The following is a 14,779-nucleotide window of genomic DNA, read 5'->3' on the forward strand; positions in this document are numbered from 1 at the left end:
TATTTATAAGTTTCTCGTAACTAGCTGAGAGCAAAAGAGAAAAATTTTCAAAAAAATAATGCCTGTAGGATCGAATCCTACAGGCATTATTTTTAAAAGATTTCTTACTTTAAAGCTTTTTCAACACAATATTTCGCCAATATACCTTAATACCTCCGCCATCATGGATCTGAAGGCAGATTCCCCCCTTTCCCTCTCCAATTTTACCATCAGTGAAATTGACCATTTCTTGACCATTCAAATAAGAAGTTACATTATCTCCTTTTACAACAATCTTCATTTTATTCCAGTCACCAAACTTTAAATATTTGTCTTTTTCAGGATCTGGCTTTACCAGCCAACCCCTGCCATAAGATTCATAAATTCCACCAGTGTCACTTCCCGGAGGCGCAACTTCAACTTGCCAGCCGGAAACTTTAGTACCGTCTACTGTCGAGCGAATAAATACCCCACTATTCCCGTTAGCTTCTTGCTTGAATTCTAAAGTAATTTCGAAATCATCATAGTTCTCTTCCGTACCCAAATAACCATAGCCTTTATCAGGACCACTCTCAGAAACTAATAGACCTTCCTCTACATACCATTTCTCTGTTCCGTAAATTGTCCACCCAGAAAGATCCTTCCCGTTAAATAACTTAACCTTCTTTTGAGCGAAAGTAAAATTCGCCATAGCAAATAATAAAGCTACCACTAGTAGTTTTTTCATAGTTTTCTGATTTTAATATTTTTAAACCAAGTCACAGCTCCGTGATCTTGAAGAGAAATTAAACCCGTTTTAGAAATTGCATAATCTGGAAAGTCATTCCATTTTCCGGAATTACGTGCTGCAGTCCACTCTTCAGAATAAGGAATAAATTCAACTGTCTTTTTTCCATTCAACCAATAACTGGATCCCTCCTCAGAAAATATGATTTTTGAGGTATTCCACTCTCCGGCGGGTTTCACAGCTCCTTCATAATCTGGCTCAGTCATAGCATAATCAGCTCCGATAGATTGCCATTTTTCCAAAGGATCGGGAAATCCCAATTGATCGATCACTTGATATTCGGGTCCCGTTTCATAAGGAGCATGATATTTTGGGTCTTCCACAACATGGTAAAGAACCCCACTGTTTCCCCCAGGAGAAATCTTCCAAGTCCATTCCATTTCAAACTCCTCAAATTCCATTGGACCAAAGACAATATCCCCACCAATATCTCCACCTTTACCAAGTGCTTTCAAAGCTCCATCTTCTACAGTCCAGCCTTCAGGAAAAGTTTCTCCATTGAATGCTCTCCAGCCAGCAGGGTCTTCTCCATCAAATAAAAGCATCCAACCTTCAGACTTCTCTTCTTCTGTCAAGGTATTATCAAGGACAATTTCTTCAACCACCTCAACTTCCTCAGACTCTTCCACTGGCTTTGGTCCACAAGACCAAGCAAAGGCAACCAAGGCTATCCAAGCTAATTTTGTATTTTTCATTTTAATAATAAGTTTCATCGATTTATTTAAAATTCGAACCCAAAAGTTAATTGAAATTTTTAAAAAAGTAGCTCAAGAAAACGCAATTTTTCATAACATCTGTTTTGGAGCTACTTTTGAAATATTAAATTAAAGTTTCGAAATATGATTTAGCTCCCAATAATCTACTCCCATACCAAGAGAAATATTCTCCGTCAACGATCAATACTTTGCTGTCCGGTAAAATATCTTTAAAAAATTCAACATGCTTTTGTTTGAATGGAAAAGGTTCAGAACTTAATAATAGGTAATCTGGATTTTGCCTAACCAGATTCTCCAAACTAATTTCTGGATACCTTTCTTTTTGAATTAAATTTTCAAATCCTGCAAAGGAAAGCATTTGGTCAATAAATGTTCTTCTTCCCACTCCCATTATAGGTTCATTCCAGATCAAATAGAAAGCTTTACCTTTTATTGGTAAAGGCTTAGCAAGCTCCTTTTTAATGTCTCCTAAAATCTTATCTGCCTCAAAACGAACGTCAAGGATTTCTCCCAGTGATTGAATCATTTTATAACTGTCTTCAATGGTAAGAATATCACTCATCCAAACAGGATACTTTTCCATCAATTCCGCTATTCCTTCTTTTTCATTTTCTTCCTTATTTCCTATAATCAAATCTGGTTGGAGGGATGCTATATCTTCCATTCGATAATTTTTAGTTCCCCCAACAATAGCTTTACTTTTTCTAAGTCCTTTAGGCCTTACACAAAATTTAGTAACACCTACTATCCTTTCCTCCAACCCTAAATCTACCAATAACTCTGTTTGAGAAGGCACTAAAGAAATGATCCTTTGGGGAGGATTAGATATTGATAACTTACGTTGAAGCTGATCCTCGAAAATCATGAAAGAATCCTGTGATTATTGAATTAGTAAATTGGTGACATTAAATTATAACCTACTAAGAAAATTAACTGATATATTTAAAATCATAAATCGGATCAAATTCAATTAAGAATTCATACATCAGATTTATGACCTGCTCAATATCTTCTTTGCTTGCGGTCTCTACGGTGGTATGCATGTACTTTAAAGGAAGGGAAATCAAAGCGGAAGGCACTCCTTCGTTTGAATAAGCAAAAGCATCTGTATCAGTACCTGTAACTCTAGATGCTGCCGAACGCTGGAATGGTATTTCTTTCTTTCTCGCAGTTGCTATTATCAAATCCAATAATTTCTTGTGTACTGAGGCCCCATAGGTGAGCACTGGACCTTTTCCTGCTGTAAGGTCTCCGCTGGTTACTTTATTATAAAGTGGGGCAGTTGTATCATGACATACATCAGTGATAATCGCAGCATTCGGTTTTATTTTGGCAGCAATCATTTGGGCGCCTCTCAATCCAATCTCTTCTTGAACAGCATTTACTACATATAATCCAAATGGTAGTTTCTTTCCGGATTCCTTGACTCTCTTTGCAACTTGAGCAATCATATAACCGCCAATTCTATTATCCAATGCCCTTCCAGAATAAAATTTTCCATTCAATTCTGTCAACTCATCCATAAAAGTAATTACGCATCCTACATGAATCCCCATTTCTTCAACCTCTTCCTTGGATCTAGCGCCTACATCAATAAATATATTATCTAAGGTGGGAGCATCTTCTTTTCCCTCTTTCCTTACATGGATAGCTGGCCAGCCAAAAACCCCAGGGATGATACCCTTATCTGTGTGGATATTTACTCTCATGGATGGAGCAATCATATGATCAGAACCTCCATTTCTTCGAACATAGATATAACCATCATCTTTGATATAACTCACAAACCAGCTGATTTCGTCCGCATGCGCTTCGATTACCACCTTATATTCAGCCTTAGGGTTGATCACTGCTACTGCCGTTCCATAATTATCTGTGAAATAATCATCGACAAATGGTTTAATGTAATCAAGCCAAATCTGCTGACCTGAGGCCTCAAATCCAGTAGGAGAGGCATTATTAAGATACTTATATAAAAAGGACTTAGATTCCATTTTTTTTAATTGAGTTAATAATTAGCAATAGAATTTCTTAAAGTGGGATGTTCCCATGTTTTTTTCTGGGGATCTTGTCCACTTTGTTTTCCAGCATTTTGAATGCTTTGATTAGTTTAATGCGAGTTTCTGAAGGCAGGATAACCTCATCAATAAATCCCCGATACGCCGCTCGATAGGGATTTGCAAACTTAGCAGTATAATCGTCAACCTTTTCCTGAAGCTTTGCTTCCGGATCTTCAGCTTCTGCAATTTCTTTTCTGAAAATTATTTCTGATGCTCCTTTTGCTCCCATTACTGCGATTTCGGCAGTAGGCCAAGCAAAGTTCAAATCAGCCCCAATGTGTTTTGAGTTCATCACATCATAAGCACCGCCATATGCTTTTCTCGTAATAACAGTAATTCTTGGAACAGTGGCTTCAGAAAAGGCATAAAGTAATTTTGCTCCGTTTGAAATAATTCCATTCCACTCCTGATCTGTTCCTGGTAAAAACCCCGGAACATCTACTAAAACCAATAAAGGAACATTAAAACTATCACAAGTTCTTACAAATCTGGCAGCTTTAGTTGAGGCATGATTATCCAAAACTCCTGCCATGGATTGGGGCTGGTTTCCTACCAATCCAATACTTCTTCCGGCAATCCTTGCAAAACCCACCACAATATTATCGGCATAATTCTCATGAATTTCTAAAAATGAATCTTCGTCAACAATCCCTGTAATTGCATCTCGAATATCATAAGGGTGATTAGGATTTTCAGGAATCAAATTATTCAGCTCAATTCTTCCTTCATTATCTTGTATTTCATATGGATAGATGGGAGCAACTTCTTCGCAATTTTGAGGCAAATAACTTAGCACCTTTTTAATGTGCTTAATACATTCTAATTCATTTGAGCAAGCAAAATGTGTTACCCCGCTTTTAGTGCTATGTGCGGAGGCTCCACCTAATTCTTCTGCTGTAACATTTTCTTGCGTTACTGTCTTCACAACATTTGGCCCGGTCACAAACATATATGAGGTATTTTCTACCATAAATATAAAATCAGTGATTGCCGGAGAGTAAACTGCACCACCAGCACAAGGCCCCATGATTGCTGATATTTGAGGTATTACCCCTGAGGCGAGCGTATTCCGATAAAACAAGTCAGCATACCCGCCAAGTGAATTTACTCCTTCTTGAATTCGCGCTCCACCTGAATCATTTAATCCGATCACTGGTGCTCCGTTTTTCATGGCCATATCCATTATTTTACAGATTTTTTCAGCATGAGTTTCCGACAGAGAACCTCCGAAGACTGTAAAATCCTGAGAAAAAACGTATACCAATCTTCCATTGATCTCTCCATAGCCTGTAACTACCCCATCACCAAGATAATGTTCTTTATCCAGTCCAAAATCCTTTGCGCGATGCATAACAAACTTATCCAGTTCCTGGAAAGTCCCCTCATCCATCAGCAAATCTATTCGCTCTCTCGCAGTCAACTTTCCTTTTTTATGCTGAGCCTCAATTCGCTTTACTCCTCCACCTAATAATGCAATCGCATTTTTCTTTTTTAGTATTTCAATCTTTTCTTGCGCGTCAGTAACTTTTAGATCGGGTTTATTATTTTCATTCATATGCTTTCCTTTAGACTAGTCCAAATATAACAGGCTTTATCAGCTATGGAAAAAATCTTCAATTATTGAAGCATTCAAAAACATATTAAGGGCAAAAACGCCTTTAATTAAAACTACTATTCACAATAACCAAACTTCCTATTCAAAAAAAGAGGGAATAAAATTTAGCTTAAAAGCTCTCATTTCAAATAACTTTCTATATTCGCCCATCCAAAAAATTGGTAACATATGAATACCCAAAAGGCGGCGGTAATAGATATGGGAACCAATACATTTCATTTGCTATTGGTTGAACTGAATCAAGCTGGATTCAAAACAATTTACAAGGAGAAAATTCCTGTAAAGTTGGGAAAGGGTGGAATTAACCAAAACCAACTTGCGGAAGATGCTCAAAAAAGAGCTTTTCATACATTACAACATTTTAAAAACCTGATTGATGGCGAACACATCAATCAGGTTTTTGCATTTGCAACCTCTGCGGTTCGAAATGCCGAGAATGGTCTGGACTTTGTAAGAAAAGTAAAGGAGGAAATCGGTATTACCATCGAAGTCATTTCGGGTGTTGAAGAAGCACAGATGATTTATGAAGGAATCCAACTTTCTGGATCATTGAACGGGCAAGTAGAACTCATGATGGATATTGGAGGCGGTTCTGTAGAGTTTATTATCGGAACCTCCCAAGAGGTTTTTTGGAAACAAAGTTTTGAAATAGGCGGACAAAGACTATTGGAGCTTTTCCATTACCATGACCCGATACTTCCAGAAGAAATTTCAAAATTAGAGGCCTATTTAGAAATCAAACTATTTGCTTTATTAGAAGCAATAGAGAAATATAAGCCTACTGGGCTCGTAGGTGCTTCTGGAACTTTTGATACGCTGACAGACATTTATTTTGAGTCCATGCTTCAATGTAAGCTTACTGGCCAACATGTATTCGAGTTACCATTAGAAGAATTTGAAAAAATCCATCAATTGATTCTTAGTAAAAATAAAGAGCAAAGACTCTTAATTCCCGGTATGATACCGATGAGAGTAGATATGATTGTAGTGGCTTCAAGTCTAATTGAATTTATTCTCAGATACATTCCCGTTCGGTCCATTACATGTTCGCACTATGCACTTAAAGAAGGTGCAATTTCCAGAGTAATGAAGCAGTTTACAGCAATTTGAAGTTGAAAACTGACTATACAATTTAGAAAGTTGGCCCATTTGAAGGCAAATAATAAAATTCAAAAACATGACTTATTCCTACCAACAACTTCGAGATTTCACTTTTGGAATGCTGACTAAAATCGGTTGCCCTGAAGATCAAGCCAAAACCGCTACAGAGGTACTTCTTTCAGCGGATTTGAGAGGAGTGGATAGTCATGGAGTGGCAAGGCTCTCAGGATATGTTCGCCTTTGGGAAAAAGGTCGGATCAATGCAATTCCAAATATCAGGGTAGTACACGAAACACCCTCCACAGCAGTGGTAGATGGAGATGGAGGTTTAGGTTTGGTTGTGGCTCCCTATGCCATGCAAGTGGCGATTGAGAAGGCTAAAAATGCTGGGACAGGTTGGGTATCTGTCAAAAATTCAAATCATTATGGTATTGCAGGTTATCATGCGATGATGGCTTTGCAACATGATATGATCGGAATTTCCTTGACCAATGCCAGTCCATTGGTAGCACCGACATTTTCTCAGGAGCGCCTTTTAGGAACCAATCCAATCTCTGTTGCAATCCCTGCCAAAGACCAACCTGCTTTCGTGGCAGACATGGCCACTACAACTGCTGCTAATGGAAAGTTGGAGATTTTGCAAAGGAAAGGAATGGACACTCCAACGGGCTGGGTTCAGGACAGAGAAGGAAATCCAACTAACTCCGCCAATGGAGTGAAAGATGGTGGAGCTCTACTTCCACTTGGAGGAGATCGTGAGCACGGTTCTCATAAAGGATATGCACTGGGTTCCATTGTAGATATTTTCTCAGCGGTCCTTTCTGGTGCCAATTATGGCCCATGGGTTCCTCCATTTGTGGCATTTTTAGAGCCAGATCCAAATCCAGTGGGAGAAGGAATCGGTCACTTTTTCGGAGCAATGCGTGTAGATGCTTTCCGTCCAGCTGATGAATTCAAATCGCACATGGATAATTGGATCACACGTTTTAGGTCTGCTAAACCAACACCTGGAAATGAAAAAGTTTTAATCCCAGGAGACCCAGAAAGAGAATTAGAATCTATCCGGATGAAAGAAGGGATTCCATTACTTGATCCTGTGATTAAAGATTTGACTGAATTGGGAGAACGATTAGGAGTGAAGTTTTAATTTGAAATTTCTAGTATTTGAAAGTGAAGATGGCTAAATTTTATTTTTTGAAAATAAGCTATGCCATTAATCACACTTACTACCCGAACTTCTTTCGAAGAAAATCCAAAACTTGCCAAGCCAGCTAGTAAGTTGAGGAGTCTATTAGCTTCTATTGAGGAAAAAGAAATTCCAGTATCCATAGAAGGTAAAATCAACGAAATCATCACAGGTGCGAATGATTTCCCTGGTCCAGATCCCTTGCTTATCAAACAGATTAAAGTGGCACAAACTTCTATTCTAAAACTTCTGGAAAAAGAACTGAGCATTTTCCCCAAAAACCATTTCCAACAACAATGGATGATTTTGGGAATGACTGTTTTTGGTTTGCCAATGGGAGTGGTTTTTGGAATGTCCCTAGGAAATCTGGCTTTTTTAGGGATTGGGCTTCCTATCGGTATGGCAATAGGAATAGCGGTAGGAAATTCAAAAGACAAAGAGGTTGAAAAAGAAGGCAGGCAGCTAGATTGGGAATCCACCTAATCGCCCTGCTTATTCCAAGCCTAGAAAATCTTTTGGATTAATTCTATTTATCATTTAAATACCTTCTTGATCAATTTAAAATTTCCACATAATCTATGAATTCCCTAAATAGAAGAGATTTTATTAAAAGTAGTTCCGCTCTGATGTCTTTAGCCAGTTTTGGCCTGCTCGGCATGGACTTTAAAGACCAAGAGGGCCCATTAAAAGTAGCTCTAATTGGAACAGGCTGGTATGGAAAATCCGATCTCTTCCGATTGATTCAGGTTGCAGATGTGGAAGTCGTGGGACTTTGTGATGTAGATAGCAAGCAATTAGCCGAAGCAGGAAGATTAGTATCTACTAGGCAAAAATCAGGAAAAGTGCCAGCTCTCTACGAAGATTATAAAAAACTTTTAGAGAATGAGAAGCCTGAATATGTTTTGGTAGGAACACCTGATCATTGGCATGCACTGATTGCGATTGACTCATTAAAAATTGGTGCTCATGTATACTTGCAAAAGCCAATCTCGGTAGATGTAATTGAAGGGGAAGCGATTTTGGCAGCAGCTAGAAAATACGACCGAAAGGTTCAAATCGGAACCCAGCGCAGAAGTACACCTCATTTGGTTCAGGCAAAAAAGGAAATTATTGATTCTGGGAAATTGGGCAAAATATCCCACGCTGAGGTTTGCTGTTACTATCATATGAGAAACAGAAGTCATCCGGATGTGATGCCAGTGCCTGAAAATATTAATTACGATCTCTGGGCTGGTCCTGCCCCAAAACTCCCTTACAGAGGAATCCTCCATAGAGGATGGAGGGCATTTATGGAATATGGAAATGGAATTGTGGGGGATATGTGTGTGCACATGCTAGACGCAGTCCGATGGATGTTAGATCTAGGCTGGCCAGTTCAAGTGACTTCAACAGGGGGTATTTACATGGACAAAGCCTCCATTTCCAATATATCTGATACTCAAACAGCCATTTTTGAATTTGATGAAATAAATGTGGTATGGCAACATAGGACATGGGGTAACCCGGTTGATAAAGATTATCCTTGGGCCTTCAAAATTTATGGTGAAAATGGAACTTTAGCTGGTAGTCCCATGCGAGCTGATTTTTATCCTGAAGGCAGAGATAATGGTGATCCAATACACTATCCTGTCGTTTTAGAAAAAGAACAATATCCTGAGGATGTTACTGAGAAAGACATTGAAATCCATGCAGCTCCAGCGACAAGACAGCAAATGAAAGACTGGTTGAAAGCAATTGAATCGGACTCTTTACCTGTGGCCGATGTACTTGAAGGACATATTTCAACCGCTTCTTGTATTTTGGCAAATATGTCGATGGAATTAGGAGGAAGGTCTTTGAAATATGATCCTAAAACTATGAGCATAATCGGTGATGAGGAAGCAACGGCCTTATTGAAACGCCCTTATAGAGATGGATATGTTCATCCAGATCCAAATAATATCTAGTTTTTTAAAATTTTCATCTTATCCAAGGTCCGTTCATCTAATTACTTTTGCTAAGGGGTTGTTTTTTGTATCTTAAACGACCAAAAAACCTCAAACCCTAACTCAATGAACTCAATTAATCGAAGAGATTTCTTAAAAGGATCATCAGCCTTGGCCACTCTAGCAAGTTTTGGATTACTTGGAATGGATTTTAAGGATAGAGAAGGTCCACTTCAGGTAGCACTGATCGGCGCAGGTTGGTATGGCAAATCTGACCTTTTTAGACTCATTCAAGTGGCGGATGTCAATGTAGTTGCTCTTTGCGATCCGGATAAAAACATGCTTAAGGAGGCTGGAGACTTAGTTGCCAGCCGACAAAAATCAGGTAAAATCCCTACTCTCTACGAGAATTATAAAGAACTTCTAGATAAAGAAAAACCAGAATTCGTATTGATTGGATCTCCAGATCATTGGCATGCACTGCAATGCATTGACGCCCTGAAAGCAGGAGCTCATGTCTATGTTCAAAAGCCAATTTCTGTAGATGTAATAGAAGGAGAGGCAATGGTCGCTGCGGCAAGAAAGTATGGCAAGAAAGTTCAAGTTGGAACTCAGCGTAAAAGCACACCACACTTAATCGATGCAAAAAAAGATATTATAGATTCTGGGAAACTTGGAAAGATATCTCATGCAGAGGTTTGTTGCTATTACCATATGCGCGCAAATGGAAATCCTCCTGTTCAGCCTGTTCCAGATTTTCTGAATTATGATCTTTGGACTGGGCCTGCACCTTTGAGACCTTATGATGGACTTCCCCACAGAAGATGGTGGAGAACATTTATCGAATATGGTAATGGAATTACTGGTGATATGTGCGTGCATATGTTGGATACGGTTCGGTGGATGCTGAAACTGGGTTGGCCAACGCAAATCACCTCCACAGGTGGTATTTTTGTGCAAAAAGATGGTAAATCCAATATTTCAGATACTCAAACTGCGATTTTCGAATATCCAGAGCTCAATGTAGTTTGGCAACATAGAACTTGGGGAAATCCAGTGGATCCGGATTATCCTTGGGCTTTTAAAATATTTGGAGAAAATGGTATGTTAGCTGGCAGTACCTTGCAAGCGGATTTTATCCCTTATGGAGAAGGGCAGGAAAAGATTCATTTTGATTGTTTATTTGAACGAGAAAAGTATCCTGAAGATGTAACTGAAAAAGACATTGAATTGAATGCAGCTCCAGCTACGAGACTTCACATGCAAGACTGGTTGAATGCTATAGAAAAAGACACCATACCTATTGCTGATATAGAGGAAGGTCACATTTCAACTGCATCTTGCATATTGGCAAATATTTCGATGGAACTCGGTGGCAGAGTCTTGAAATATGATCCGAAAACCATGACTGTGATTGGCGATCCAGAAGCAACACTTCGATTGAAGAGACCTTATAGATCAGGGTACCTTCACCCAGATCCTAAAACAGTTTAATAATTATATTTATTCATATTATCAAAACCGATCTTCTGAAAAAGGTCGGTTTTGTTAGTTTTATGTTTCAATTACTTTCATGCTTTTATGGTAAAAATCATTTCAGCCAATTCTAAAGATTTAATCCAAATACAATCCATTGCAAACCATACTTGGCCTCATACTTTTGGAGGAATTTTGACACCCAAGCAAATTGAATATATGCTAAACTGGATGTACAATCTTGAAAATCTTGAAAATCAATTGAATGCTGGACATCAATTTTTCTTGGCAGATGATGCCGGTCAAAAACTTGGATTTATAGGAATTGAGCCAAATTATGAACCAGAGAAATTAAAGATTCATAAAATCTATATCCTACCATCAGCACAGGGAAAAGGAGTAGGAAAAAAGCTCTTTTCAAAAATCAGGGAAGTAGCGAAAGAATATGATCAAAAAACTCTTACTCTTAATGTAAACAAAGAAAATAAACCTGCAATTGATTTTTATCTACATTCTGGATTTAAGGAAATTCGTCGCGAAGTAATTGATATCGGCAATGGCTTTGTGATGGATGATATTGTTTTTGAGTTGAGGCTTTGAGCGTTTTTAAATCTCCCGCAACGGCGCAGCGACGCAACAAAAAAATATTGACTTATTTTTGATTGGCACTATGTGCATGACTGGTACTTAAACTATTTTAGTCCTCCGACTGATGTTATATATGTCCAAGTCTAAAAACTTGAACCAGAATTTCAAATCCCCAAGACAGTTTCCCAAAGCACCAATCCATTGGGCGGAGCCGGAGGTAATTTTTCAACCTTCTCTGGAGATTCAAACCGTGCAGAAATTTCTGATAAATACATTTCACCTTTCCCAATTTGCCAGATAGCCGACATCATCATTCGGACTTGGTGATGCAAAAAACCTGTTCCGGCAATCTCAAAATAAAAGATCTTCTCTGGGAAAAACTGCCCTAGATGTTCATTCGAATCGAAAATATCAGCTGAAAGAACTTCACGGATATAATCCGTTTTATTTTCTGATGGCTTACAAAAACCTTTGAAATTATGCTTTCCAACAAACAAATGACAAGCTTCCTTCATTGATTCCCACTTCAAATCCTCCTTGATATTCACAAGAAAAGCTGAGGCGAAAGGATGGAAAGAAGCTGAGTTAGAAAAATAGTAGCGATAGGTTTTCTTCTGAACAGATTGAATCAGATTAAAATCAGCGGAGACTCCACATACAGAATTTAGCTGAATATCCTGAGGAAGATACTTATTAAATTGGGGCAAAAGTGAATTCATTTCAACCTCTTCCCGAAGGAAAAGCTGTACAAACCCACTGATGCAGGATACCCCAGAATCTGTTCTGCTCGCTCCAATCAATGAAAAATCCTCATGTCCAATAACATGTCGAATCACTTTTTCCAATTTTCTTTGGACAGTTGGCTGATTGGGTTGCGGTGCCCAGCCTTTATAACGTGCCCCATAATAGGTAATTGAAAAAAGGTAGGTAAATGGACGGGATTGCATATTCAAATATAACCCCAACTTCAGACTGAACTAAAAAGCTGCTTATTTTTTCATTACAGGCTGGGTCCAGGCTACTTCTGTATCACCGATTTGATATGGATTCTCTTTTGGCTTTGAGGAAATAACTTTGGCACGAACGTACATATCATCTTCTTGTAGATTATAAGAACCTTTATTCCCACTTACTTTACTTAACAATATCCCGCTGATTTCAGGTGAAGATTTCTTTGTTCCGAAAAATTGAATTTCATAAGTAACCCCAGCTTCCTCCTGTGCTTCTACCTTTAAAGTTTCACCATCAAATTCGATAGAACTTAATGTTACTCCTGTAGTGGAATAGAAATCGCCCAACTCCATTGCCTCTATAAGAGATTCTGGATTTAAATCCTCTGCCAAAACCATCACCCAACCTCTTCCAGGATTGCTACTGTTTTGATCAAAGACATGATAATTATGAGCATCATCAACCGCCAATCCATAAAGCAAAGGTTTTCCAGCTGATAAATATGCAGCTTGAACTTTATCCCAAAGTACTTCCATACTTGGACGAAGGGAATCGCCATAATTATTCACTTGTGGATGGCCATTGTATACTTCAAAAAACCTTTCTCCGGTTAGTTCGATGATATCTTCTGGAGTAATCGCCCAGATAAAATTCGGATGATTGATATGAAGAAACATAGGAATGCCAGTTGAATCTCTCTGGGCCTTTACTCGGTCTAAACCATTTTGTAAAATCTCAGGAATTGAATTCCCTCCTTCAGCAGGGATTAATTTCTGAATATTCGTCACATTCATATGAAGCGGTTTCTTCTCAAAACTTTCGGTCAATTCTTGAGATTGAATAATTAGAAATTCGCTTTTCTCTTCAAACATTGGAGCATACTCAGCCAAGGTTTTCAATTTTACTTCAATTCTACCAACAGAATCCTCTCTAAAAATCACTTGGTCACCGTACTTTTCTAGGTATTTCTCAAATCCTGATTCATGGGACGGTGATTTTGGAATCAATTTCCATTTTTCTCCAACTGCAAGTGTATTGTGATCAGAAAGAACCACAAAATCATAATCATGTGACTTATACCAATCCATGATCATCTCTGGATAATCATCTCCATCCGACCAATAAGAGTGTGTATGTAGGTTGCCTTTGTACCATTGTTTGGTTGATTCCTCAATTTTCTCTGGTGAACCACAGGTAACAAAAATTAGAGTAAGGAGCGCAAAAAATAGAAAGGAAGATTTCATATGCATTTTATTATGAGGTTCATCAAATATAACAAGGTCTTGTAAATGAAAGGTTAGCTGAAGATTATCATCAGGACTTTAAAACAAAAAACCACCTATCACAAGGTGGTTTTTAATTGTTTTCGAGATTACAAATCTCGAATAGCTCGAATAATTTGAGATTTTCCTTAAGCCAAAATCCTCTTCGCCAACCAATCGCCAACTTCAGAAGTTTTGTAGGACGTACCGCCATCTGCGATATCTTCGGTCACATATCCTTCAGCCAATGATTCATTCACTACATCAGAAATCAATTGTGCTTCCTCTTTCAAGTCAAATGCATAATCGAACATCATTGCAGCAGAAAGTACTGTAGCCAATGGATTTGCAATATCTTTTCCTGCTGCCTGGGGATATGAACCGTGAATTGGCTCGAATAACTTAATAGAAGTTCCCAATGAAGCAGAAGGCATTAAGCCCATAGAACCTGAAATCACAGAAGCCTCATCAGTCAGGATATCACCAAACAAGTTTTCAGTAATCAACACATCATAAGCTTTTGGCCATTGGATCAATCGCATAGCCACTGCATCGACGAACTCATATTCCACTTTTACATCTGGATATTCGGGAGCAAGTTCCTGAACAGTTTCTCTCCATAATCTAGAAGTAGCCATGACGTTGGCTTTATCCACGCAAGTCAGGAGTTTTCTTCTTTTTTGCGCAGCTTCAAAGCCCATTCTTGCAAGACGAGTGATTTCTTCTTTGCTATACACATTGGTATCGAAGGCTTTGGTGCCTTGTTCATTTCTTCCTCTAGGCTCGCCAAAATAAATTCCGCCTGTCAATTCTCTGAAGAAAACGAAATCCACACCATCTACACGGTCCAATTTCAAAGGTGATTTGTGAACCAACGATGGAAAAGTGAAAGTTGGACGAACATTTGCAAACAAACCCAATTTTTGTCTCATCAAAAGTAATCCTTGCTCAGGTCTCACTTTTGCTTTTGGATCGTTATCATATTTTGGATCACCAATCGCTCCGAATAGAACTGCATCAGATGCTGCTGCAATCTCGTGAGTAGAATCAGGATAAGGCAGGCCCGTTGCATCAATTGCCGCTGCTCCTACTACTGCTTCTTTAAAAGTGATTTTATGTCCGAATTTCTGGCC

14 protein-coding genes are annotated in these 14,779 nt (G+C 38.6%); 6 read left to right on the forward strand and 8 right to left on the reverse strand.

All coding sequences use genetic code 11. The features are described from left to right. Positions 1–109: 109 nt before the first annotated feature. The 5 genes from Q0L68_RS08060 to Q0L68_RS08080 form a co-directional block, all read right to left on the reverse strand. Positions 110–706, reverse strand: a complete 597-nt coding sequence (locus Q0L68_RS08060) for a DUF1080 domain-containing protein (RefSeq protein WP_296701523.1) — start codon at positions 704–706, stop codon at positions 110–112. Further along, positions 703–1,461 carry a DUF1080 domain-containing protein gene (locus tag Q0L68_RS08065; protein ID WP_296701525.1) on the reverse strand — a complete coding sequence of 253 codons (759 nt, stop codon included), beginning with the start codon at positions 1,459–1,461 and terminating at the stop codon, positions 703–705. The genes Q0L68_RS08060 and Q0L68_RS08065 overlap by 4 nt, the downstream gene beginning before the upstream one ends. 124 nt (positions 1,462–1,585) lie before the next feature. Beyond that, entirely contained in the window at positions 1,586–2,347 is a 762-nt protein-coding gene (locus Q0L68_RS08070; protein WP_296701526.1) for a helical backbone metal receptor, read from the reverse strand. 64 nt (positions 2,348–2,411) lie between these two features. Further along, on the reverse strand, positions 2,412–3,476 hold the full coding sequence (locus Q0L68_RS08075) for a M42 family metallopeptidase (protein ID WP_296701528.1): 1,065 nt from the start codon (positions 3,474–3,476) through the stop codon (positions 2,412–2,414). A 37-nt stretch (positions 3,477–3,513) separates the two neighbouring features. Next, positions 3,514–5,097: an acyl-CoA carboxylase subunit beta gene (locus Q0L68_RS08080; protein WP_296701530.1), complete on the reverse strand. Its 1,584-nt coding sequence runs from the start codon at positions 5,095–5,097 to the stop codon at positions 3,514–3,516. A gap of 228 nt (positions 5,098–5,325) precedes the next feature. On the opposite strand from Q0L68_RS08080, the gene Q0L68_RS08085 reads away from it, so the two are divergent. The 6 genes from Q0L68_RS08085 (at position 5,326) to Q0L68_RS08110 (ending at position 11,445) form a co-directional block, all read left to right on the forward strand. Continuing rightward, the gene (locus Q0L68_RS08085) at positions 5,326–6,267 is read left to right on the forward strand and encodes an exopolyphosphatase (RefSeq protein WP_296701532.1); all 942 of its coding nucleotides are present in this window, start codon (positions 5,326–5,328) and stop codon (positions 6,265–6,267) included. Positions 6,268–6,334: 67 nt separating this feature from the next. Continuing rightward, on the forward strand, positions 6,335–7,405 hold the full coding sequence (locus Q0L68_RS08090) for an Ldh family oxidoreductase (protein WP_296701534.1): 1,071 nt from the start codon (positions 6,335–6,337) through the stop codon (positions 7,403–7,405). 60 nt (positions 7,406–7,465) lie between these two features. Continuing rightward, positions 7,466–7,927 (forward strand): hypothetical protein, encoded by a 462-nt coding sequence (locus Q0L68_RS08095; protein WP_296701536.1) that lies wholly within the window; start codon positions 7,466–7,468, stop codon positions 7,925–7,927. A 95-nt stretch (positions 7,928–8,022) separates the two neighbouring features. Then, positions 8,023–9,390 (forward strand): Gfo/Idh/MocA family oxidoreductase, encoded by a 1,368-nt coding sequence (locus Q0L68_RS08100; RefSeq protein WP_296701537.1) that lies wholly within the window; start codon positions 8,023–8,025, stop codon positions 9,388–9,390. Between the two features lie 105 nt (positions 9,391–9,495). Continuing rightward, the gene (locus Q0L68_RS08105) at positions 9,496–10,863 is read left to right on the forward strand and encodes a Gfo/Idh/MocA family oxidoreductase (protein ID WP_296701539.1); all 1,368 of its coding nucleotides are present in this window, start codon (positions 9,496–9,498) and stop codon (positions 10,861–10,863) included. 87 nt (positions 10,864–10,950) lie between these two features. Continuing rightward, complete coding sequence (locus tag Q0L68_RS08110) at positions 10,951–11,445, forward strand: GNAT family N-acetyltransferase (protein ID WP_296701541.1); 495 nt, start codon at positions 10,951–10,953, stop codon at positions 11,443–11,445. Between the two features lie 152 nt (positions 11,446–11,597). Here Q0L68_RS08110 and truA read toward each other — a convergent pair whose 3' ends face one another. The 3 genes from truA to leuB all read right to left on the reverse strand — a co-directional run. Continuing rightward, positions 11,598–12,380 carry a tRNA pseudouridine(38-40) synthase TruA gene (gene truA, locus Q0L68_RS08115; RefSeq protein WP_296701543.1) on the reverse strand — a complete coding sequence of 261 codons (783 nt, stop codon included), beginning with the start codon at positions 12,378–12,380 and terminating at the stop codon, positions 11,598–11,600. 42 nt (positions 12,381–12,422) lie between these two features. Next, positions 12,423–13,628: a histidinol-phosphatase gene (locus tag Q0L68_RS08120; protein ID WP_296701545.1), complete on the reverse strand. Its 1,206-nt coding sequence runs from the start codon at positions 13,626–13,628 to the stop codon at positions 12,423–12,425. 167 nt (positions 13,629–13,795) lie between these two features. Further along, positions 13,796–14,779 (reverse strand): 3-isopropylmalate dehydrogenase (gene leuB, locus Q0L68_RS08125; RefSeq protein WP_296701547.1); only part of this gene is annotated, 984 nt, incomplete at its 5' end.

It is taken from the genome of Algoriphagus sp., from assembly GCF_024642405.1.
Taxonomy (GTDB): domain Bacteria; phylum Bacteroidota; class Bacteroidia; order Cytophagales; family Cyclobacteriaceae; genus Algoriphagus.